Raw genomic sequence first — 20,857 nt, 5'->3', positions numbered from 1 at the left:
AGCCAGTAAGTGGACGAGACAGACGATTTCCTAATTCAGTATTTCCGTCCCGGCTCTGACGATGCGAAGTCGTTTGAAGAAGTCTGGGAGATTCTAGACGACGAAACACAGGAGTTGATCGATTTCGATCCTCCTGCCGCGTACCTCAGCATCACACAAGACGGACGAAGGTTGAAGCTATTCAGCCTTGGTGATGGTCTAATTTGGAACTCCGTTTCCAAGTCTATGCTTGTCATCCTCCGCAACAGCCAGCTTCGCTTCATCCGTGAGGATGGGAGCATGGAACTCGATTTCTGGATCGAGACACCAACCGGCGAAATCAAATCAATCATCACAAACGGAACCGTAACAGCGGTCAGGGTGGGTTAAGTGGCTAATCGAGTTCTGCGATACGATAAAGGCATCGTATCTGTTCCCGGCCCTCAGGGTGAGCAGGGAGAAATCGGACCAATCGGTCCGCAGGGACCAAAGGGTGATACCGGTGATCGCGGGCCTACTGGCCCCGCTGGCGTGGCCGGTCCTCGTGGTGACACTGGCCTTCGTGGCGAACCCGGCGCGACTGGTGCTGCTGGCGCTATCGGCGCAACCGGCCCTCGCGGTGAGCAAGGCTTGCGCGGCTTCGATGGTCCGACCGGCCCCGCTGGTCCCAAGGGCGACAAGGGCGATACCGGCGCAGCTTCCACTGTCCCCGGCCCACAAGGCCCAAAGGGCGATACCGGCGCAACTGGCCCTGCTGGCGCGCCCGGTGTGCCAGGCCAACCCGGAAGCAGCATTTCCGATTTCACCTACGACGCCGGAACGCTCAGGATTGAAATGTCCGACGGCTACACTTGGGAAGCTTTCGTCTCTGCCGGTAGCGGCGGTGGCTCTGGCACTCCCGGCGCTGATGGCATCAGCGTAGACAGCCTAGCCATCAATGCCAACGGCCACCTGATTGTCACTTTCAGCGACGGACGCACTCAGGACGTGGGCTTGGTCAAGGGCGCTGACGGCGCTGCCGGTGCTACTGGCCCCAAGGGTGATACCGGCACTGCCGGTCCAAAGGGAGATACGGGCGCAACGGGAGCCAATGGACAGGGAGTGCCCGTAGGCGGCACGGCAGGGCAAGTGCTGCGCAAGGTAGATGCGACGGACTACAACACCGCTTGGGCAACCCCATCTTCTGGCTCTGTCACGACCCTGAGCGTCACGACCGCGAATGGCGTTTCGGGCACGGTGTCGAATGCCACGACTACGCCAGCAATCTCGCTGACCCTTGGTGCGATCACCCCGACGAGTGTTGCGGCAACCGGCACCGTCACCGGCTCCAACATCGTGCGCGGCTTCAACGCTTTTTGCGGAGGGAAACCAGCGGCCAATGAAACGCTGTTCTTCTATCGCGCGCCATACGCCTATACCGCGACCGCGACTAACTCGACCGCCGACGCCCTCGTGGCCGCTACGGCCAGCACCGTATTCACGATCAAGAAGGGCACGACGACTGTAGGCACGTTCACGTTCGCCGCTGGTGCGACCACTGCGACCAAGAGCATCACGTCAGGAGCAATCGCTAAGGGCGACCTCGTTACCATCGTGGCTCCCGCAACTGCCGACGCAACGCTTTCTGACATCACTTTCAACGTGCTGGTGTAAGCGATGCCGAACGCAGTCTGGAACCCCCAAGATATGTGGACAGACCTTGAACTGTCCAACGACAACGCGACTGTCAGGAAGACGCAGACGGGTAGCTACCACGGCATCAGGGGCTTGGTCAGTTACACGACCGGCCTCCGATATTTTGAAGGCTTTGTGCCTGCTCGCGGTGAAGGGTCATTTGGCGTAGCATCAGCAGCCGCAGACCTGAACGCGCCGCTTGGATACGGCAGTGAACTCGGGCTCGGCCTCTACAATGACGGCACCCTTTATACCGGTGGAACTGGTTACGGCTCACCGGGAGGACTAGACGACAAGCGCGTAGGTTTCCTCGTCAATCCCGGAACGCGAAAGCTTTGGATTAGGACGAGCAGCACGGTTTGGTCACATGGCGGTGATCCATCGGCGGGCGGTGCCGGTATCGACTTCTCGCACATCAGCGGCGCGATCTTCCCGATGTTTACCGGATTTTACACCGACGACAGCACGACGCTTTTCAGCAACGCCGAGACGATTGAGTTCGGCCTGCCCGCTGGTGCTTCATTCTGGGGTGACGACGGGGGAACGGTCACGCCCCCTGCCCCCACGCGCAAGGCGATCCGATCAGTCCGCTGGTTCTAGGCCTCAGCTTAAATAATAGAAAACGGGTGGGGGATCGAATGTCTGACACAATCAAGAATGCCCTGCGCGGGGCCGTAGAGCGCGCAAAGCGATGCGCAGCATATCTGAGCGCCCGCGCCAGCGAAGGCTCTACGTGGGCCGGTATCACAACAGCAATCATGGGCGCTGCCGCTTTGGAGAAGCCCTACAGTTACATGGCGATTGCCGCAGGAGTGATCGGCGTCTTCGCGAAGACGAAGAAGGAGGGATCACCCGATGGTCAGTGAAACCAACGATGTGAAAAACGTCATCGACATTGTGAGCGCGGGGGTCGCGATGGGCACGATGGCGCAGGTGCTACCGACCGTTGCGGCTGTCGCGTCCCTCGTCTGGACAGGCATACGGATCGGAGAGTGGGCCTACGCCAAATGGCAGAAGAGGCATTTCAACCCTTTCGATCACTAAGAGTGGCCCGCCCTGCGCGGGCCATTTCCATGAGCATTTTCCTGCCAATCTCCGCTTGTCCGTTATACGCTCTAAGCGTATAGATAGGAATGACGGACAAGAACACAATCGCAGAGACGCAGGCTTACTTGAAGCAGGCCGACAAACTGGGAATTAGCCCTGAGGATCGCGCAGCAATCAAGCTGTTCCTCTCGGAAAATCCCGAAGCAGGAGACTTAATCCGGGGTAGCGGCGGCGTTCGGAAAGTGCGCTTCGCAGTTGGAAGCAAGGGCAAGAGCGGCGGCCTAAGGCTGTTTACGTTCTTCTGGTCTTCCGACTTCCCGCTCTACCTGCTGACGGTGATTGCCAAGTCCCGGAACGAGAATCTGACGGATGCTCAGGTGGCAATGCTGGCGAAGATCGTGAAGGAGTTGAAGGATGGACAATGAGGATTTCGCAGGCTTGGTCGATGGTCTGCGCGAAGCAGTGGACGACATTAAGGCCCGCAAAGGTTCGTATGTGAAGGAGGTGCGCGCAAAGACGCAGCTTAGTCAGGCAGCTTTCGCGCAGCGGTATCACCTGAATGTCCGCACGGTCCAGAATTGGGAGGGAGGCAAGCCCGTCGATAAGGTGGGACAGGTTTTGCTCCGGTTGATCGATCGTGACCCGGTAGCCGTTGATCGGATGCTCAACTCCTGAAATTATCAGGGTTCCTCGAACGATGGAGAGCCAGTTGGATTATAAGATCATCCGTTTCGACAACGGACACCGAGACGCGGGCAGCGAGGAATGGAAGAATTTCCCGCTGTCAGCCGTTCAGGATAAAGCCCGCCTTCTGGTCGATACGGGATTGGCCGAGCGGGTAGAAGTGCGTGACGAGAGCGACACGTTGGTCTTCCAATTCCCGCGCACGATGAAACCAGTACCGAAGTCGTAAGCCCGGTTCGCTCCACAACGAAGCCCGCTCAACATCCTGAGCGGGCTTTCGTCTGTCTACTGCGCTGATCCCAGCTTCCATTCCAGAAAATCCATCATCATCTGCCAGACGTCTTCTGGCTCGTGGCCCTGCTTCATCAGGTCCAGCGCGTTGTCAGCGGCCTCCTCATAAGCAAGCCATTTCGCTGCCTCTTTCGTCCTGACTTCCTCGGGGAGAAACGGATTGATGGAGTAAAGCCTCCAACGTGTTGCTGATGTGATTTTCAGCTTCATCCAATCTGTTTTTGAATTAGCGCTCATCGACCAACTCCGCAGTCAGGCTTGCCATCCTTTGTGAGACGCGGAGTGATCCCGCTTGCTCGGGTCGCATAAAGATCATCATAATGACGATCCAACATGACGTAGCGGCAACCTGTGGTCTCGTCGGTCCAGACCTGAACCCCATCGTCGCTGCCAATGCGTTCCCCGACCGGCGAGATATTACAGCCGGTTAGAAAGAGGATCAGCACCGTCAGGATTGCGGCAAACATCACGAGCGTTGGCAGTCGCGACTGTCGTTCCGACGCCTTCGGCCTGTAGACTGGCTGATATGATCCAAGCTGAAAGTGGGCCTCAAGTTCCAGGGCTTCATTCAGGGATTGAGACGCGACCTTTTCAGCCTCTTCCTCCCTGATGCGCTCTTTCTCTGCTTCGTAGCGCGCCCACTGCTCCGCAACAGTGCCAAACCTCGCATAGAATTCCTGCGCGACCTCTTCGTTGTCCGTCTTCCACGTGAAGGTCCAGTGCCCCAAGCTTTCGTCAAAGCAATCGGCCCTATCAAGAAACACGTTCTCAATATACTCGCTGTTCTCCGTCACCAATTCAAAAGCTGCGAATACGTTCGGATCACTATTAAGTGTTACGATTTTCCCACGGTAGGTGTATTCTACTTCATGGAACTGTTGGCGAAATGACCATACCGGACGACGATGTATGCTTTCGTTGTATGGCTCGATTATCGTGAGACTATGGACTTTCTTAATGGTCATTGTTGTGGCCCTTCAAATAGAAAACCTCTAGGAAAGGGCCACCTTTCCTAGAGGTCATTACATCATTGCTCTGCTACGCGCTTTGATGCTGAATCTCGTGAAACGCTAATGTGGCCCTCTGCGTTCGATCTATTTATCGAGAGCACTTTGTAGGCCGAGAACCGCTAGATAACCCGGCCTACCATTACATCATACTATCTCAGAGATAACTGCGTCACTATTAAACAACACCACCCCACGAAAGCTTTGCCAGCATAGCTATGTCACGATCACAAACCACTTCCCAGCCCGCGATATTGGCATACGCGATCCGCTTGGGTTTCAGATCACGCTCTATGAACCATTGGTGGATGAGTTTGAATTCGGCTTCATCGACGTGGAAGGTGACACGGAATTTGTCGGCCCACCGCTCCACCGTGAAATAGCATTCGGGTTGAATGAAATGCTCAGGAAACAGGTTGCTGATTCCGACCATCGATTTGCCGGAGCGACTTGGACCGTAGGACATGGAATTGCCGTTCACTGCGAACCTCCGAACGCCAGCTTGGCATACACGGCATCAGAGGACGCGCTAAACCAGAACACCGTGCCGGACATGATCTCGCTTTCGCGGTGGAACCATTGCGCCTGAGCACTGGATAGCGCCCATACGCAGCAATCCTCGGCGCGGTCGTCCTCGATGTAGACAGCCTCCCAGCCTTCAAGCTTCTCGGCCAACGCCTCAGGCATTTTGGTCAACTCATCTTCGAGGGACCAAAGCCAATCGCCAGACTGCCAGCCTACGGACGGTTGGCTGTAACTGTACCAGCTACCATGAGCGCGTACCTTTAGCGGGTAGTGAAAAGTCGTCATTTGCATTCTCTCCTTATGTTTTGTTCTACGGAGTTCGTTGGTATTTAGGCTTTGCCGTCTAACCTCTTTGCGGCTTCCTGACGTGCCCTGAAAGCGGCTTCCTTAGCGGCCTTCTCATTTGCGCGGCGCTTCTGTGAACGCTCCGTGCTGGTCATTGGCCTTTCGACTTCTGGACGACCGCGACGGCGAGGCCCTGCGATGCCATGGTCAAGCTGGCGCACCGAACAGCCGGGGAAGCGTTCGGCCAGCCATTCGGCATTGCCCTTGCTCCCGACGACAACCTCAACTTCCGCGATGGATGCTGGGTCACGAAGCGAGCAACGCATCATGGCCTGATAGTCGGCCTGATAGGAAATCATCGCATGTGATGCCTGCGCGTCGATACCGATGCTGTCGAGAAACGCATAAGCCTCGTCCCTGCGGTTCAGCGCGCTGATGAGCACCACACGATTACATTTGCGGTAGTCGGCGCGATCAAGACCGTGGGCGACACTCGGCAGGCGATCTTCGGCAGGGAAGAAGCCATCCTTGACCATCGTGTTCGCATGCCAGAGGAAACGCTCGTTTTCGAAGTGCTTCACTACGAATGAGCGCACCTTGTCGAGCGTCGTACCGTCATCATCGAACGACCTTGCGTGCTTCTTGCTCCAAGGCTTCTCGAACAGATAGCTGATCGTCAGACGTGGCCCTGAGGTGTGCTGCTGATAGAGCAAGCCCTTTGATAAAGCTTCGTGCTGCTTCCACTTAACGTCAAACAAGTGCTGCCAGAGCACGTACATTTCTGTCTGCTCGGCATTAGCGCCAAGGAAGGTCACGGACTTGTAACCCTCAACGAATGTCGGCTCTAGGATGACAAAGAAGTTCATCCTGCCTTCTGTGTCGGCATTGTTCCTGAGGTCCAGATAGCGCTCGGTGTCCACGTAGACTTTGTGGTCTAGGCTCTGGATCGGGCGCAGCAATGGCAGGAAGTTTTCGACGTTTATGTCTTCCTTGCGGTTGGCAATCAGCTTTTCGAGTTCAACTGGCGTCTTCGCAAGCACGACACTGACGCCCGGTTTCACCTCCTCAGATAGCTCTAGGTGGTCCGTTACGATGTGGTGCGTCAAAGCGATGTTCAGTGGGATATGCTCGAATACGCCCATGAATTCGTCGACGACGAGGTGCCAATGAGTGAGCAAGCCCTTGTCGCGGAAACGACGCAAAGCTTCATGGGTGATGAGCAGAATCTCGCCCTGATCGGGAACGCTCTGTGTCAGGTGCTTGCTGATCTTGGCGCTTACGTTCTCCCAATCGTACAGCTTGTAGATCGAGGTCACGCCAGCGTATCCGGCTGCCTTGATTTTGCGCTGGGTCTGCTTGATGAGTTCGATTGTGGGCTGCGCGATGAGATATTTCTGGCCGTTGTGGGCTTCGTTGATCGCGTGGTGAACTAGCTGGTGCGTCTTGCCCGAACCTGCGGGCGCGCTGACGTAGTGGATGACCTGGCTCATACTGCGCCACCCATTGCCAGCGTGAACATCAATGCCGAGTTAAAATCAGCGAATGAGAGTTGGTGTCTCGTGTGGCTGTCTGGAAGCAGTTCGCTTCGATTGGTAGAAGATTTGGACATTCATTTACTCCAGAAAACAATGAACCCGCTGCGCAGGCTCGAATTGCGCAACGGGTCTGATTCATTGTTTCTGGTAGAACAAGACTCTGCTGCCATAGACGGCAGCGTTTCGAGCCCTGCGTCTACAGTTCTATTTATAACAAATCCGATATTTCCGCGTCATTATAGAAGTGACGCAACGGCGCACTACCCGTACATACGCAACGATTAATATATACTAATAGGTTTTTCGTTGCGTCGATCTATTTCAGAAGAAAACGCGGATGGGACTTCTGGACTGGCTCGTAAGAGACAGGCCGAGAAGTCTCATTCGCAGGCAAGCCATCTGGGCGGCTTGTCCGACCTGAGGGCTTTGCCTTCCAATCAATCACCACATGCCAAAGCTTCTACTAGCTGACTGGCGGCATGACCGCGTTCGCGGCCCTACCGGCAATCCAGATAAATTCCCTGCCTCCATGCGAGACAAGCTCGCATTCCAGCCGGGTTTTATCTGGACTGCGGTTCCTCTGATTACGATTTGTTCTGGCCTTCCAATTCGTCAACATGCCAGAACGAAAGGATCAAAGAAACACGGCGTAGCCGCTTTTGGGGTGGTGCGCCGTTGCGTCGAAATCTTTGAGGAATAACCCGATATTAACGAATGCCGATCTACCCAGCAGTCATCGGGGGCAACCCCGAGTGCTCTTTGAAATCATCGTCAGGTTTTCATCTCCACTCACCTGTTGCCTCATGCTTGTCATGAGTAAAAACGCTGCGGTCACAAGCCGTGGAAATCTGGTTGAGGTTCGCCTCAGGCAGTGGTGGTGCTCACTCCTAGTGTGAGTAGGCTCAGCAGCAATGTAGGAGCCAGACCCAGCAGTGTCGCGATACTGTTCTTCCCTCGCATAGCCCTATGGTGCGTTGGTCGTATCTGCTCACCGGATGTCCTCAGTCAGCATTCGCGCTGGCTGGTTGATCGACAAGGTCAACAACCGAGTTGCCAACATCAGGTGATGTTGGCGGCCCTTAGGCCGTTAATTCGGTAGAAGGAAGCCGAACAATGACGAAGACCATCAACTCGACCAACTCTGTCAACACTCTGGTTCAGGGCTTCAAGGCAACTCTGCCTGAGTCGCTCGAAAAGCAGCGTGAGTTTGAAGTCTTGGGTTACCGCGTCGTCTGGAAGCAAATTGCGGAAGCGTACTTTGTTGCCCAGAAGATCAAGGCCGAGCCGAAGGCGAGCTTGGATGCTGCTCTCAAGGAGCGCAGCCTCAAAGCTTCGACCAAGCCCGGTGCGAACCCATATCTGCCGATTGTCCAGCTTCTCTACGGGAAGTGGAACGAAGAGGACGCAACCCTCTTCGAACCCAATCGGAGCGCAGAGAAGTACGCTTGCGTCATGCGCTACTTCAACAAGCGCGCATCGAAGTTCCAGACGCTCGAGGATATCGTTGACCACATTGAGGGGACCGAAGGTCATCTCAAGGCCATCGAGATTCTGGACCGGAAGGAACACCAGCAGGCGAGTGCGGCGACTTCCTCTGCGGAGGAGTTGAAGCGCGGCCTGTCTGTGCGAGGCGCGTTGGAGATTGGTTCTTTGAAGGACGTGCGAGAAGCCGTCATTGATCTCCCGGATGACGCCCAGCAGGGCCAAGTCTGGTTCAAGGTCGAAGGCGGCAAGGTTTACCTGATGGGCTTCAAAGCCCTTGAGGATGCTGCTCGTGACAACCTCGCGAAGAAGCGCGGGAAGGTGCTTTTGAAGGCGGCTCAGGTCGCCGCCAAGAACGCCGAACTCGCGGAAACCGAGTAAGAGCAAACCCCGGAAGGCTTAACCGCTTTCCGGGGTTCTTTGATTCCGACCACAAGACTGAGCAGCCCCTGTTGAGCATTCTGTCGTCGCTCTACTTAGCGACCAGACCAACCTTGTAGGCCCCTCCCCACCACGAAAGCACTTGCTGCCTCATGCGGGGATCGAACGAGATATGAACCCAACGGTTCTTCTCCATAATCAACTGATCGAACTTGATGCCTGACGCCGCAATGGCGCGACAGATTGCCATGGGATCACCGAAGGCCGGGCAGACGAAATCGACCGCGTAGCCGAGAGCATGGGCCGATGTTGGAGAGCCCCCGACAGCACGATTGACCGCCGCGCTACGAAAGCCGCTGTTCACTCGTATGGGATGACCTAGAAGCTTTCGAACAGCTTCCATTGCTTGTGCCGTCGCAGTCAGGCGCTTCAACTCAGTCGCGTTAGGATTGTTGGCAATCCCGGTAGTGGTCGTGGTTAGCTCTGCGAGCGTGAAATGAGGTGATAGGTTTGTCATAGACCTACTTAGCAGTCGCCCATAGACCCCAAAAATCGGCAGTTTCCAATAAATATATTGACAGCAAACAAAGCTGTTATCGCGTTGTATTGGAGACACAATGATCGAACCATCTATCCGCTTGAGCCTATTCAAGCGTCGAACCAAAAGCGCCAAAGTCCGTGAAACCTATGTAGGGACATTCTTCGGCACTGATGACTTCGCACCAGCTAGTGACCATATCTACAGCTTGATCGAGCACAGCAGAAAGCACAAGCAAGAGCACTACTGGTCATTCGCAAGCTACAAGCAAACCCATAGCAAGATCGACATTCAGGAAATGACCGCAGTGGTGCTGTCGTTCCCATACGAGATTAAAGCCCATCTTATCGCTAGGCTACAAAACTTCCCATATGTCAGCTACCTCATCCACGGCCAGCACGAGACCTATACCAAGCGACCAGAGGAACGACTGATCCTCGCAGTCGTGCTCGAAAGGCCGATTACCAGCCCCAACGATTACACGCGCATCGCCAGCCTGCTTGCCGACCAGATCGGAATTGAAGGCCATTCGGCAGGCGACTTCTCAGCAACCTTCTTGTTCGCTCCGTTTGCTCAGGTTTGTACGGAGCCGTCCATCAGCCTCGTGATCGAGGACCGCGTTTTCCTGAACGCTGATGAATTCCTGGCATCCAACAAAGGCGTCTGGACTGATGCCCGCGATTATCAGGCAACCCCCATCCAGACCGACGAAACCGGCCTCTTCCAGTTGGAAGGTGCTTCCGATGCCTGAACTTCCAGCCGCGCCGATGCCTGTGGAGGAGGTTGTGGATATCATGTCTACAGACCTCGCCACTCTGAGTGAGAGCAAGCCCGACTTTTGGGCGATCATGTTCGCTGCGCTGGATCGCGCTATCGAGGCTCACAAGCCCTGATAAGTAGAACGACTGAACAACAAACCACCAGAAGAAGTGGGAGAAAACCTGAGATGACTACACAAATTGATATTATGGCCGACGCTGACTTGATCGCCGCGCTAACCGCCTTGAACGCTCGTCTGACGATGCTCGACGATAAGATGCGCGCCCTTCATGACGATAACAGGGATGCCATTCGCCAGCTTGAGGAACGCCTAGATGTTGTGGGCTCGATCCTCAATAGCGTTCGTGCTGACCTCTACATCAAGGAAACCGAGCAAGCTTACAGTGACGCTTGGGACGAGGCGGTGAAGCTTTACGGAAAGCAGCCCGAAGCCGCCAAGGTGGTATGCGCCGAGATAAAGAATCTCGCTATCGGTGGAGATCAGTTGCCAACCTTCAAGGAAGGTCCGCGCATGAAGATCAACGAGAGGCCGCATCACTTCCCCTCCGTGGAGGAGCGCAACGAAGCTGCGATGGCCCTAATCAAAACCGCGTATGCGAGTTGGCTGAATGACCGCCTCGATCCGGTTCACCCGAACGATGTGCGCCATTTGGTATCTACGATTGGCGACGCGCTAGCAGGCAGGCCCCTAAGGGACTGATAAATAGGTACGCTTATAGTTGGTATGGGAGCCCGTCAGGAAACTGGCGGGCTTCTCCATGAGTCGCGGCCTTGCTTGATGTTCCACATTTGTTCTATCCTGAGCGCATGGAACGAATCGACCCCCAGCAACTCTCAATGGCGATCCTCAACGCCCCTGCGTGGGCTAGGGTTGGCATCACCATGCCCGACGAGAAGATGCGCGAGAAAGCCGCTGCCGAACTCGCTCAGTCAATCGTTGAGCGAATCGAGGACTATCCCGGCATTCCAGACCCAGACCAGCTAGACCTGTTCCCGTGACGTGGCAGCGAACATCAGCTTCCGTAGCCTCTACGACTTCCCTCGCCGGGATGCGAACCTAGAGGCGCTTTGCCGCTGTGGGCATAAGGGCGTGCTCGACGCAGGAAAGCTTGGGCAATGGTATGCGCTCCACGGTTGGAGCGTCGCGATGGAAATGGTTCCTGCTCATCTGCGCTGCCGCAAGTGTAAGCGCCGCCCGGTCAAGATACGCCCGACCCCGGCACAACCTGACCGGCCCGAGTGGATGTCTGATGATCGAAAATGGAAAGAACTCGCCCGGCGCTTACGAGGTTAAAATGATCGAACCAATCTCAGGACGCGGCGCTCCTAGCAACGCGGTAAGCAAGCGTTTCAACCTGCCCCAGCGCGAAGCTGATTTGGATTGGCTCGACGAAAGGGAAGCAATCGATGGTCCTGCAGGGAAACTACGCACGACCGTTCAAGAGCTTTTCCCGAAATCCATTTTGTCTTTTAATTCAAGCCCGGACATACCGTTTGATCGGAGCGTGCAACCGTATAATGGATGCGAGCACGGGTGCATCTATTGCTTCGCCCGGCCGACCCATGCCTATCACGATCTCTCCCCCGGTCTCGATTTCGAAACGAAGCTCTTCGCCAAACCAGACGCGGCGCGCCTGCTGCGTGCGGCGCTCGCCAAACCGAGCTATCGCCCGGCACCGATAGCCATGGGCACGAACACCGATCCCTACCAGCCGATCGAGGGACGCTACCGGATCACCCGCAGCGTGCTGGAACTCTGCCTGGAAACGCGCCACCCGGTCACGATCACCACCAAGTCCGACCGAGTGTTGCAGGATCTGGACCTGATTGCCGAAATGGCGCGGCATAGCCTCATATCCGTGGCCATATCGATAACCAGCATGGACCCCCGGCTCTCCCGCCTGCTGGAACCGCGCGCAGCGGCCCCCGCCAAGCGGATCGCGGCACTCGGCAAGCTGGCCGCCGCGGGCGTTCCCGCCCATGTCTCGATCGCGCCGGTCATTCCCTCGATCACCGATCAGTACCTGGAGGAAATTCTCGCAGCATCGCTGGACCAGGGCATCCGTCATGCCACCTGGATCATGATCCGCCTGCCGCACGAAGTGGCGCCGCTGTTCCGCGAATGGCTGGAGGCCCACTTCCCCGACCGGGCTGGCAAGGTCATGGCGACGATACAGTCCATGCGCGGGGGCAAAGACAACGATCCGAATTTCTTCACGCGCATGCGCCCCAAAGGCGTCTGGGCAGACCTGTTCCGCCACCGCTTCCGGCTGGCGATGACGCGCATGGGGTTTTCCCGCCCCGCCCACGCCTTCGACTGCTCCAGCTTTCGAAGACCGTCGCTGGACGGTCAACTCTCGCTGCTATAGCCTTTCGATCCTACCCTTTCCGGAGGCAGACGGCATGTTCCTGGCAAGTCTCGTTCTTTTGACCGAAGCAGCGCTCTCCGCCGCATCCCTACCGCCAGTCGCCCAGGCCGCTCGCCCTGTATTCCGGCAGCTTTCATGCGCCGGGGGCTGCCTCTCTCCCATCGAAGCCGTGACATATGCCTCATACCTCGGCGACAAGGCCGGGGTCGCGGGCATGTTCGAGATGCCGATTGCCGAAGTGGGGCAACAGAACGGTCTGTTCTACCTCAATTCCGAATCCGACTATCGCGACCGCAATTGCCTGACCGTGGCGATGACGCCGACCGCCATGCGGGAACTCGTCGGCACCACCGACCTCGACCGCATTCGCAAACGACTGGGAGGTCACCGCGTTATCGTACGCGGCGTGGCGCAAAGGGTGCGGATCGCGTTCAGCAGCAACGGCAAACCCTCCGACAAATACTATTACCAAATCCATGTCCGCGTCGGCGAAGCGAACCAGATTCGCGTGACGACCTGAAGCGGACGCCAGAAACCAAACGCTGGCTCGGACGTTTTTCTGCCCAACGACAGAATTGGACAGGATGTGGAATGGCCGATCAACCCGAGCGCATCGAGCGCGCACCTGAAGCCCCTTCGACGACGACCACGGTCATTCGCGAACGCGGCTCGTCCGGGGGTGCGACCGGGATCGTGATGGCGCTTATCCTGCTGATCGTCGTGGCTGGGGGAATCTATCTGTTCAGCCAAGGCACGAAGAACCACGCCGCAAACGACGATCCCGCTGCCGAAGCAGGCGGCAATCTCGGCACCTGAACAAGCCTGTCAGGCAGCGCGGCGCAGACCCTCGGGGCCGCGACGCGCGATCAGCGACACGTTGGATATTCCCGCCACGCTGGAAAGGTGTTCTGCGAAGTCACCGTCCAACGCGAAATCACGTCCTAACCGGACCTTCTGCTGCCGCCCTTGGCCCAGATCGAGCCTTGCCACGACTTCGCCGCAGCCCGGTGCTCCGGGACGCATCAGCATCGCCAGTTCCTGCACCGCGTCGACCCGGTCGATATCGAGCGTCAGCAGCATCCGCGCGTCCGCTTTCACCTCATTCAGCGGCCTCGCCCCCCGCACTGTCACGCGCGGCGGCTCATCCGGGCTGGGGCTGTCCAGTTCGACGGTGAGGAGCACGCAGGCCCCTTCCTTCGACCAGCGCACGAAGTTCTCGACCAGGCTTTCCTCGAAACACGAGGCCGAGAAATTGCCGGACTGGTCGGAAAAGTCGGCCATGACGAAATCCTTGCCGCGCTTCGTCTTCCGCTTCTGGACGTTCTCGACCATGGCCGCCATCACCCCGCCGGTGCGCCCGGCGCCGCCGCCGGTCATCAGGCTCGAATAAGTCCGCGCGCCATTGGCCGAAGCCACCGCGCGATATTGCTCGACCGGGTGCGCGGCGAAGTAGAAGCCGAAAGTCTCGCGCTCCTTCGCCATCTGGTCGGTGCGATTCCAGGGCTCGGCCTCCACGAGGCGCAGGCCCTGCTCGACATGATCGTCGCCGCCGAACAGGCTGTTCTGGTCCGAATTGCGCTCACGCGAGGAACGGTCGGCCTCGGCCAGTAGCGTGTCGGCATTGGCGAGAACTTTGGCGCGATTCGGCTCCAGCCCGTCGAAACCGCCTGCCGCGGCAAGGCTTTCGAGCTGGCGGCGGTTCATCGATCCGGCCGGGGCACGGCGGAACACGTCGTCCAGGCTGACGAACTTGCCGTTCGCCTCGCGCTCGGCGACGAGCGCGTCCATCGCCTTTTCGCCGACATTGCGGATGCCCGCCAGCGCATAGCGTACCGCGTGGCTGTCCGGCGTTTCCTCGACGCAGAATTCGGCTTCCGACATGTTGATATCGGGCGCGGCGAGCTGGATGCCGTTGCGGCGGGCGTCGTCCACGAAGATCGCCAGTTTTTCCGACTGGTGCATGTCAAAGCACATCGAAGCGGCGTAGAATTCGTGGGGGTAGTGCGCCTTGAACCACGCCGTGTGATAGGCGAGCAGCGCGTAAGCGGCGGCGTGCGACTTGTTGAAGCCGTAGCCCGCGAACTTGTCGATCAAGTCGAACAGTTCGTTGGCCTTGGCCGGTTCGATATTCGAAACTTCCTTGCAGCCGTCGACGAAGCGCTGGCGCTGCTTGTCCATTTCCGCCTGGACTTTCTTGCCCATGGCGCGGCGCAGAAGGTCTGCATCGCCCAGCGAGTAGCCCGCCAGGATCTGCGCGGCCTGCATGACCTGTTCCTGATAGACGAAGATCCCGTACGTCTCGCTCAGGATGCCCGAGAGCTTCTCATGCGGATATTCGATCGATTCCAGCCCGTTCTTGCGGCGACCGAATAGCGGAATGTTGTCCATCGGGCCGGGACGGTAGAGTGAAACGAGCGCGATGATGTCGCCAAAATTGGTCGGCTTCACTGCCGCCAGGGTGCGGCGCATGCCTTCCGATTCGAGCTGGAACACGCCGACCGTATCGCCGCGCTTGAGCAACTCGTAGACCGCCGTATCGTCCCACGCGAGGGTCGAGAGGTTGATCGAGATGCCGCGCCGTTCCAGCAGGTCGCAGGCCTTCTTCAGCACCGAGAGAGTCTTGAGGCCGAGGAAGTCGAACTTCACGAGGCCGGTGTCTTCCACCGACTTCATGTCGAACTGCGTCACCGGCATATCGGAGCGCGGATCGCGGTAGAGCGGCACCAGCTGCGCCAGCGGGCGATCGCCGATGACCACGCCCGCCGCGTGGGTGGACGAGTTACGCGGCAGGCCTTCCAGCTGCACGGCAAGATCGACGAGACGCTTCACCTCGTGATCGACATCGTATTCGCGGCGGAATTCGGCGACCGGCGGGTCCTTGGTCACGCCGTGCTGCTTGCGGCCATGAAGCGCCTCGGTCAGGGTCCAGGGGTCGGTCGGATGGTTGGGCACCATCTTGCAGAGGCTGTCGACCCGGCCATAGCTCATCTGCAGAATGCGGCCGCAGTCGCGCAGCACCGCGCGGGCCTTCATCTTGCCGAAAGTGATGATCTGGGCGACGTGATCGTGCCCATACTTGCTCTGGACGTAGCGGATCACCTCCCCGCGCCGGGTTTCGCAGAAGTCGATGTCGAAGTCGGGCATCGAGACGCGTTCCGGGTTCAGGAAGCGTTCGAACAGCAAGCCGAGCTTGAGCGGGTCGAGGTCGGTCACGGTCAGCGCCCAGGCGACCAGCGAGCCTGCGCCCGAACCACGGCCCGGCCCAACCGGAATGTCGTTGTCCTTGGCCCACTTGATGAAGTCGGCAACGATCAGGAAATAGCCGGGGAAGCCCATGCCGACGATGATCTGCACTTCAAAATCGAGGCGCTTGGCATAGTCGAGGAAATCCTCGGTCACCCCGCGTTCGGCCAGCTCCTTGTAGGCAGCCTCGCGCTCCTCGCCCTGCAAGGCCATGGCGGCGTCGAGTTCGTCCTCGGTGACCTCCGGCCAGTAAGGCGCGAGTCGGCGGGCAAGGCCGGCACGGGAATTGTCCGCCAGCATCCGCGCCTCGCCCTCAAGGTCGCCCGCGAGGCTGGGCAACAGCGGCTTGCGGCGCGGCGGCATATAGGCGCAGCGCTGCGCGACGACGAGCGTATTGGCCAGCGCCTCGGGCAGGTCCGCGAACATCTCCTGCATCGTCTCGACCGGCTTGACCCAGCGCTCCGGCGAGGAGCGCGGGCGGTCGGCGGCATCGACCTGGGTCGAATTGGCGATGCAGAGCATGGCATCATGCGCGGCGTGGAACTTCGCCTCGGCATATTGCGCGGGATTGGTGCCGACGAGCGGAATGTCGCGGGCATAGGCGAGCGCGATGAGGTCTTCCTCGCTGCCGTCCTCGGCCGCGTCGCCGGTGCGGGCGATCTCGATGTAGAGGCGGTTGCCGAACAGCGCCTGCAAGCTGTCGCAATAGCTTTCGGCGGCCTCCACCCGATCCGCCGCGTAAAGCCGGGCGAGCGCGCCTTCGCCGCCGCCGGTGAGGCAGATCAACCCGTCGGTATGACCACGCAAGTCGTCCAGTTCGACATGGGCTTCGAGATGCAGCGGCCGGTCGAGGTGTGCGCGGCTGACGAGATCGCACAAGTTGAGCCAGCCCGCCTCGTTCTGGGCGAAGAGCGCCAGCCAGTCGATCGGGCGGTCCTGCCCCTGCTTCACCGCACCGGGTCGGGCGACCGCGAGGAAAGTGCCGACGATCGGCTGTACTCCGGCGCCCTTGCAGGCCTGGGCATAAGTCGGCGCACCGTAGAGACCGTTGCGGTCGCAGATGGCGGCGGCGGGGAAATTGCGCTCCTTGGCGAGCTTGGCGGCGGCCTTGGGGTCGATCGCGCCGTCCAGCATCGTGAAACTGGAAAAGATGCGGAGCGGTACGAAAGGTGCGTGGGCCATCGGCGGAATTTAGGCATTGCCCCCATGCCCGATCAAGGCGCGTCTGGGGATAAGCCGGGGGATAGGGAGATCGGTGCCTCCAAAATGGCGCAGATTGACCTTGCCGGAACCCGACCACGCCCTCCTCCAAAGAGCGCCTTGATAACGACGGGAAATCGGCTCATGGTCGCGCACGTTCCTGTCCTTGCCGGACATTCCGCTCCGGCTTCTTCAAGAACCCTGAGAATTCATGCACATGCCGCGCCGGTTCCGGCGCTTAACGTCTTTTGTCCAAGCGACGGTTCTGGAGACGCGTGAATGAAGTTCGCCTATCTCGCTTTCGTCCCTCTCCTGCTGGCACCCGAAGGCATCCTGCCATCGGAGTTCGCAGCCTTGGCGCAGCAAAACCGGCCCGATGGGTCGCACGGCCAGAGCGCGAGACCGCCCGGCGGTGGAGGCAGCGGCGGTGCCAATCGTCCGGGTCAGCCCGGAGGTGGCCAACCGGGCGGGGGAAGACCGACCAATCCGGGTGCGGGCAGCAATCGGCCTCAGCCCGCGCCGCAGCCGGTTCCCCAGCCGCAACCCACCCGGCCCGGCGGCAACCACGGGCAACCTGGCCGCCCCGGCGCAGGCAATGACCACAGGCCTCCGCAAGGCGCCTACCGCCCCGGCCAGCCGGGCCATCAGCGTCCGCCCGTAGTCAGCCGTCCGCATCGTCCCGGCGCGGGCAGGCCTAGCACGTTCCGGCCGATGCGCGCTCCGGCCTATCGCTACCCTCGCGGCTACAAGTATCGCCGCTGGTCGATCAACATGATGCTGCCGGCGATCTTCCTGTCGTCGACCTACCTGTTCCAGGATTACGGCATGATCGGCGTCGGCCCGCCGCCCGCAGGTTATTACTGGGTCCGTTACGGTCCCGATCTCCTGCTGGTGAACCGCCGCAGCCGCCGTGTCGTCGATGTCATCTACGGCGCGTTCTACTGAACCACGCGAGGCGCTGCCTCAGTCCCTAGAGCAGCGCCTCGATGTCCTTTTCCAGCCGCTCGGGCTTGTCGGTCGGGGCATAGCGGCGCACGACCTTGCCATCGCGGCCGATCAGGAACTTGGTGAAGTTCCACTTGATCGACTTGCTGCCGAGCAGGCCGGGCGCCTCGCTCTTGAGCCAGGTCCAGAGTGGCACGGCATCCTCGCCGTTGACGTCGATCTTGCCCATGAGCGGGAACGAGAGGCCGAAATTCACCTCGCAGAACGAGGCGATCTCGTCAGCCGAGCCTGGTTCCTGCGCGCCGAACTGGTTGCAGGGAAAGGCGATGACCTCGAAGCCCCGATCGCGGTACTTGCGCCAGAGGTTCTCAAGCCCAGCATATTGCGGGGTGAAGCCGCACTTGCTGGCAGTATTTACGACCAAGAGAACCTTGCCGAGCCGGCCGGCGAGACTTACCGCCTCGCCGCCGGGCAGTTGCGCTTCGAAATCCGCGATCGTGCGCGGGTCAGCCGGTGACGCCATGGGGGAAATCCGTCCTTCGATAAAGACGGCGTATCTCAACGATTTCCAGCAGCCTGTCACCGTCCTTCTGAACGGAATAGTTGCCCTGGTCCGCTTCGGGCAAGTGCATGACGTAGCGGATCAGGTTGGCCAGCGTATCTCTGCGGATGGCCTTGAACACATTGAATACACCTCCACCGTCGGCCGTCTTGTGCAGTTCGGCACTGTCGTTCCAGCCGGGACCTTCGCCCGCCGGATGGCCTTGGATGGTAGTGGGAAAGTCGCTCATAAAACGCTCCTTTCGCGCGCCTTGCCTCTAAGGCTAAAACGCTTAGACCACGCAGGATGTTCCTTCGATGAACATCAGGTCAGCACCCCATCGTGCAGTCTTACCACGCGGTCCATCGCGGCAGCCAGACGCTCGTTATGAGTAGCCACGAGCGCGGCGCTGCCCTGCCCGCGCACCAGTTCGAGGAACTGGGCGAAGACCTTGTCGGCGGTTTTCTCATCGAGATTGCCGGTCGGTTCGTCGGCCAGCACCAGTCGCGGCTTGTTCGCCAGCGCGCGGGCCACGGCCACGCGCTGCTGCTCGCCGCCGGAGAGCTTGCTCGGGCGATGGTCGAGCCGCTGGCCAAGGCCGAGCGCGCCGAGCAGTTCGGTCGCCCGTGCCTCGCATTCCTCGCGCGACTTGCCGGTGATGAGCTGCGGCAGAACCACATTCTCTATCGCGTTGAAGTCGGGCAGGAGGTGGTGGAACTGGTAGACGAAGCCGATGTGATCGCGCCGCACCGCCGCGCGGCGGTCCTTGCCGAGCTTCGAGGCGTCGATCCCGGCAATCTCGATCCGACCGCCGAAGCCGCCTTCGAGGAGACCGATGGCCTGGAGCATCGTCGACTTGCCCGAACCCGAAGGCCCCAGCAGCGCGACGATCTCTCCCGGCTGGACATTGAGATCGACGCCGCGCAGCACGTCGATGCGGACACCGCCCTGCTCGAAGCTGCGGGTCAGCTTGTCGAGGCGAACTACAGGATCATTCATAGCGCAGCACCTGCACGGGATCGGTGCTCGCCGCCTTGAAGGCGGGGTAGAGCGTGGCGAGGAAGCTGAAGATCAGGGCCATCACGCAGATCACCGCGATCTCCACCGGATCGGGCCGCGAGGGCAGCTCGGTCAGGAAGCGGATCGAAGGGTCCCAGAGGTTCTGGCCGGTCACGATCTCCACGAAATGGACGATGGGCTGGCGGAAGTAGAGGAACATCATGCCCAGCAGCACGCCTGCCACGGTGCCGAGCGCGCCAATGCAGAAGCCGGTCGTCACGAAGACCTTGAGCAGCGAGCGCCGGGTCGCGCCCATCGTTCGCAGGATCGCGATGTCGCGGGTCTTGGCGCGCACCAGCATGATCAGCGAGGAGAGGATGTTGAACACCGCCACCAGCACGATGATCGAGAGCACCACGAACATCGCCACCCGCTCGACCGCCAGCGCCTCGAACAGCGAGGCATTGATGGTCTTCCAGTCGGTGACGATCGCCCGGCCCTTGAGCTGGCGTTCGAGCGGCGCGAGGATTTCGCCGACCTTGTCGGGATTGTTGGTGGTCACTTCGATCATGCCGATGGTGTCGCCGGTCAGCATGAGCGTCTGCGCGTCCTTGAGCGGCATGACCACATAGGCCTTGTCGTAGTCGTAGATGCCGATCTCGAAGATCGCGGCGACCCGGTAAGCGATCTGGCGCGGCACCGTGCCGAACGGCGTCGAGCGGCCGAGCGGATTGATGACGGTGATCGTGTCGCCCACTTGCGCGCCGAGATTCTGCGCGAGCTGAGCGCCAATCGCAACATTGTCGCTGCCCGGAGCAACTTCGGCGAGGTCCCCCGCCTTCACCTTGTCCATGAGCCGTGCAAGGTCTTCACTCGTATTACCGCGGACGAGGATCCCTTCGACCCGGCCGTTGAAAGTAGTCATCAGCGGCTGATCGATCAGCGGCGAGGCCCGGGTGACGCCCGGCGTCGCGCGAACGTCCTTGAGCACGCCCTGCCAGTCGTCGAGACGACCGCCATAGGCCTGGATGATGGCATGGCCATTGAGCCCGACGATCTTGTCGAACAGTTCGGCGCGGAAGCCGTTCATCACGCTCATGACGATCACCAGCGCGGCGACGCCCAGCATGACCGCGACCAGGCTGATGCCAGCGACAAGGGCAATGAAGCGCTCGCCCTTTCCGGGCAGCATGTAGCGCTTGGCGATGGTCCATTCGAAAGGGGATAGGATCAAGCGACGGGTCCGTCTGAGATCGGGCAGGTAAGCCCGGCATTAAGCACATGTCGGAAAGCTGGCAAGCTGATGGGGGTATCCGCGTGTCGGCAGGATGAACGGGAGCGCCTGAAAGGGT

General features: G+C 59.5%; 27 protein-coding genes. 16 read left to right on the top strand and 11 right to left on the bottom strand.

Annotation, left to right across the window (positions count from 1 at the left end):
- Positions 1-9 precede the first annotated feature (9 nt).
- The 8 genes from ACZ1II_RS11800 to ACZ1II_RS11765 all read left to right on the top strand — a co-directional run bounded on the left by ACZ1II_RS11800 (position 10) and on the right by ACZ1II_RS11765 (position 3,613).
- Positions 10-369 (top strand): hypothetical protein, encoded by a 360-nt coding sequence (locus ACZ1II_RS11800; protein ID WP_465146599.1) that lies wholly within the window; start codon positions 10-12, stop codon positions 367-369.
- Positions 370-510: 141 nt separating this feature from the next.
- Positions 511-1,632, top strand: coding sequence for a hypothetical protein (locus ACZ1II_RS11795; protein WP_465146598.1), 1,122 nt, complete (start codon positions 511-513; stop codon positions 1,630-1,632).
- A gap of 3 nt (positions 1,633-1,635) precedes the next feature.
- On the top strand, positions 1,636-2,253 hold the full coding sequence (locus ACZ1II_RS11790) for an SPRY domain-containing protein (RefSeq protein ID WP_465146597.1): 618 nt from the start codon (positions 1,636-1,638) through the stop codon (positions 2,251-2,253).
- Positions 2,254-2,291: 38 nt separating this feature from the next.
- Entirely contained in the window at positions 2,292-2,519 is a 228-nt protein-coding gene (locus tag ACZ1II_RS11785; RefSeq protein ID WP_465146596.1) for a hypothetical protein, read from the top strand.
- Positions 2,509-2,697 (top strand): hypothetical protein, encoded by a 189-nt coding sequence (locus ACZ1II_RS11780; RefSeq protein WP_465146595.1) that lies wholly within the window; start codon positions 2,509-2,511, stop codon positions 2,695-2,697. Before ACZ1II_RS11785 ends, ACZ1II_RS11780 begins: the two co-directional genes overlap by 11 nt.
- An 89-nt stretch (positions 2,698-2,786) precedes the next feature.
- A complete protein-coding gene (locus ACZ1II_RS11775; protein WP_465146594.1) occupies positions 2,787-3,125 on the top strand; it encodes a type II toxin-antitoxin system RelE/ParE family toxin in 339 nt (112 codons plus the stop codon).
- Positions 3,115-3,375 carry a helix-turn-helix domain-containing protein gene (locus ACZ1II_RS11770; protein ID WP_465146593.1) on the top strand — a complete coding sequence of 87 codons (261 nt, stop codon included), beginning with the start codon at positions 3,115-3,117 and terminating at the stop codon, positions 3,373-3,375. The genes ACZ1II_RS11775 and ACZ1II_RS11770 overlap by 11 nt, the downstream gene beginning before the upstream one ends.
- A 34-nt stretch (positions 3,376-3,409) precedes the next feature.
- Positions 3,410-3,613: a hypothetical protein gene (locus tag ACZ1II_RS11765; RefSeq protein ID WP_465146592.1), complete on the top strand. Its 204-nt coding sequence runs from the start codon at positions 3,410-3,412 to the stop codon at positions 3,611-3,613.
- 56 nt (positions 3,614-3,669) lie between these two features.
- Here the strand turns inward: ACZ1II_RS11765 and ACZ1II_RS11760 are convergent, their stop codons facing one another.
- The 5 genes from ACZ1II_RS11760 to ACZ1II_RS11740 all read right to left on the bottom strand — a co-directional run bounded on the left by ACZ1II_RS11760 (position 3,670) and on the right by ACZ1II_RS11740 (position 6,982).
- Positions 3,670-3,912 carry a hypothetical protein gene (locus ACZ1II_RS11760; RefSeq protein WP_465146591.1) on the bottom strand — a complete coding sequence of 81 codons (243 nt, stop codon included), beginning with the start codon at positions 3,910-3,912 and terminating at the stop codon, positions 3,670-3,672.
- Positions 3,909-4,640, bottom strand: a complete 732-nt coding sequence (locus ACZ1II_RS11755) for a DUF6440 family protein (RefSeq protein WP_465146590.1) — start codon at positions 4,638-4,640, stop codon at positions 3,909-3,911. The genes ACZ1II_RS11760 and ACZ1II_RS11755 overlap by 4 nt, the downstream gene beginning before the upstream one ends.
- A 220-nt stretch (positions 4,641-4,860) precedes the next feature.
- Positions 4,861-5,163 (bottom strand): hypothetical protein, encoded by a 303-nt coding sequence (locus ACZ1II_RS11750; RefSeq protein ID WP_465146589.1) that lies wholly within the window; start codon positions 5,161-5,163, stop codon positions 4,861-4,863.
- Positions 5,160-5,492 carry a hypothetical protein gene (locus ACZ1II_RS11745; protein WP_465146588.1) on the bottom strand — a complete coding sequence of 111 codons (333 nt, stop codon included), beginning with the start codon at positions 5,490-5,492 and terminating at the stop codon, positions 5,160-5,162. The genes ACZ1II_RS11750 and ACZ1II_RS11745 overlap by 4 nt, the downstream gene beginning before the upstream one ends.
- A gap of 44 nt (positions 5,493-5,536) precedes the next feature.
- Positions 5,537-6,982 carry a DEAD/DEAH box helicase family protein gene (locus ACZ1II_RS11740; RefSeq protein ID WP_465146587.1) on the bottom strand — a complete coding sequence of 482 codons (1,446 nt, stop codon included), beginning with the start codon at positions 6,980-6,982 and terminating at the stop codon, positions 5,537-5,539.
- Positions 6,983-8,140: 1,158 nt separating this feature from the next.
- Between ACZ1II_RS11740 and ACZ1II_RS11735 the strand changes: the two genes are divergently transcribed.
- Positions 8,141-8,890 (top strand): hypothetical protein, encoded by a 750-nt coding sequence (locus tag ACZ1II_RS11735; RefSeq protein WP_465146586.1) that lies wholly within the window; start codon positions 8,141-8,143, stop codon positions 8,888-8,890.
- A 91-nt stretch (positions 8,891-8,981) separates the two neighbouring features.
- Here ACZ1II_RS11735 and ACZ1II_RS11730 read toward each other — a convergent pair whose 3' ends face one another.
- The gene (locus ACZ1II_RS11730) at positions 8,982-9,407 is read right to left on the bottom strand and encodes a D-Ala-D-Ala carboxypeptidase family metallohydrolase (protein ID WP_465146585.1); all 426 of its coding nucleotides are present in this window, start codon (positions 9,405-9,407) and stop codon (positions 8,982-8,984) included.
- 100 nt (positions 9,408-9,507) lie between these two features.
- Between ACZ1II_RS11730 and ACZ1II_RS11725 the strand changes: the two genes are divergently transcribed.
- The 6 genes from ACZ1II_RS11725 (at position 9,508) to ACZ1II_RS11700 (ending at position 13,393) form a co-directional block, all read left to right on the top strand.
- Complete coding sequence (locus ACZ1II_RS11725; protein WP_465146584.1) at positions 9,508-10,179, top strand: hypothetical protein; 672 nt, start codon at positions 9,508-9,510, stop codon at positions 10,177-10,179.
- Positions 10,180-10,374: 195 nt separating this feature from the next.
- Entirely contained in the window at positions 10,375-10,908 is a 534-nt protein-coding gene (locus ACZ1II_RS11720) for a hypothetical protein (protein ID WP_465146583.1), read from the top strand.
- Between the two features lie 107 nt (positions 10,909-11,015).
- Positions 11,016-11,207, top strand: coding sequence for a DUF6771 family protein (locus ACZ1II_RS11715; RefSeq protein ID WP_465146582.1), 192 nt, complete (start codon positions 11,016-11,018; stop codon positions 11,205-11,207).
- Between the two features lie 299 nt (positions 11,208-11,506).
- Positions 11,507-12,577 carry a PA0069 family radical SAM protein gene (locus ACZ1II_RS11710; RefSeq protein WP_465147287.1) on the top strand — a complete coding sequence of 357 codons (1,071 nt, stop codon included), beginning with the start codon at positions 11,507-11,509 and terminating at the stop codon, positions 12,575-12,577.
- A 169-nt stretch (positions 12,578-12,746) separates the two neighbouring features.
- The gene (locus ACZ1II_RS11705) at positions 12,747-13,097 is read left to right on the top strand and encodes a hypothetical protein (protein WP_465146581.1); all 351 of its coding nucleotides are present in this window, start codon (positions 12,747-12,749) and stop codon (positions 13,095-13,097) included.
- Positions 13,098-13,168: 71 nt separating this feature from the next.
- The gene (locus ACZ1II_RS11700) at positions 13,169-13,393 is read left to right on the top strand and encodes a hypothetical protein (protein ID WP_465146580.1); all 225 of its coding nucleotides are present in this window, start codon (positions 13,169-13,171) and stop codon (positions 13,391-13,393) included.
- A gap of 9 nt (positions 13,394-13,402) precedes the next feature.
- On the opposite strand, the gene dnaE is transcribed toward ACZ1II_RS11700, so the two are convergent.
- Positions 13,403-17,002, bottom strand: a complete 3,600-nt coding sequence (dnaE, locus tag ACZ1II_RS11695) for a DNA polymerase III subunit alpha (protein WP_465146579.1) — start codon at positions 17,000-17,002, stop codon at positions 13,403-13,405.
- Between the two features lie 297 nt (positions 17,003-17,299).
- Between dnaE and ACZ1II_RS11690 the strand changes: the two genes are divergently transcribed.
- Positions 17,300-17,965, top strand: a complete 666-nt coding sequence (locus ACZ1II_RS11690; RefSeq protein ID WP_465146578.1) for an RcnB family protein — start codon at positions 17,300-17,302, stop codon at positions 17,963-17,965.
- Between the two features lie 25 nt (positions 17,966-17,990).
- Here the strand turns inward: ACZ1II_RS11690 and ACZ1II_RS11685 are convergent, their stop codons facing one another.
- From ACZ1II_RS11685 to ACZ1II_RS11670, 4 genes are all read right to left on the bottom strand, one after another.
- Positions 17,991-18,488, bottom strand: a complete 498-nt coding sequence (locus ACZ1II_RS11685; RefSeq protein WP_465146577.1) for a glutathione peroxidase — start codon at positions 18,486-18,488, stop codon at positions 17,991-17,993.
- Positions 18,472-18,756 carry a hypothetical protein gene (locus tag ACZ1II_RS11680; protein ID WP_465146576.1) on the bottom strand — a complete coding sequence of 95 codons (285 nt, stop codon included), beginning with the start codon at positions 18,754-18,756 and terminating at the stop codon, positions 18,472-18,474. The genes ACZ1II_RS11685 and ACZ1II_RS11680 overlap by 17 nt, the downstream gene beginning before the upstream one ends.
- A gap of 74 nt (positions 18,757-18,830) precedes the next feature.
- Complete coding sequence (locus ACZ1II_RS11675) at positions 18,831-19,505, bottom strand: ABC transporter ATP-binding protein (RefSeq protein WP_465146575.1); 675 nt, start codon at positions 19,503-19,505, stop codon at positions 18,831-18,833.
- Positions 19,498-20,739, bottom strand: coding sequence for a lipoprotein-releasing ABC transporter permease subunit (locus ACZ1II_RS11670; RefSeq protein WP_465146574.1), 1,242 nt, complete (start codon positions 20,737-20,739; stop codon positions 19,498-19,500). The genes ACZ1II_RS11675 and ACZ1II_RS11670 overlap by 8 nt, the downstream gene beginning before the upstream one ends.
- Positions 20,740-20,857: the final 118 nt, after the last annotated feature.

Source organism: Novosphingobium sp. BL-S-20, assembly GCF_055521635.1.
This window is presented reverse-complemented; position numbering and strand designations above follow the sequence as displayed.